This is a genomic window from Rhizobium sp. SVR5-9E (assembly GCF_056755095.1).
This window is the reverse complement of the sequence record NZ_JBNDHS010000388.1, coordinates 1-275: the sequence shown is the minus strand read 5'-3', so window position 1 is coordinate 275 and position 275 is coordinate 1. Positions and strand designations below refer to the sequence as shown.

Annotated in this window: 1 protein-coding gene; it reads right to left on the bottom strand. The window is 38.2% G+C overall.

Annotated features, from left to right (window positions below):
* Positions 1–275, bottom strand: a 275-nt coding sequence (locus ACPYOJ_RS35300) for a 3-oxoacyl-[acyl-carrier-protein] synthase III C-terminal domain-containing protein (RefSeq protein WP_481420379.1), incomplete at both ends; no start/stop codon positions are given.

Sequence of the window (275 nt, the reverse complement as noted above, 5' to 3'; positions counted from 1 at the left end):
AAGAAGTACTTTTTCTCCTTTTTTCAGTTTGCCGGAATTCATTAATTGCTCTAGTGCGATGAAAATAGATCCGGCTCCGATGTTTCCTACTTCAGAAAGGTTGTAGAACCATTTTTCCCAAGGGAAATCCAACCCTACGTTGGCAAATTCATCTTTTAAACCTTCTTTAAAATAACCTGACGAAATATGTGCCAATACGTGATCGATGGTATTCGGGTCAAGATTGTGCTTGTCGAATGATGATCTTAAACTTTCGGCACCCTTTACCAAAATAT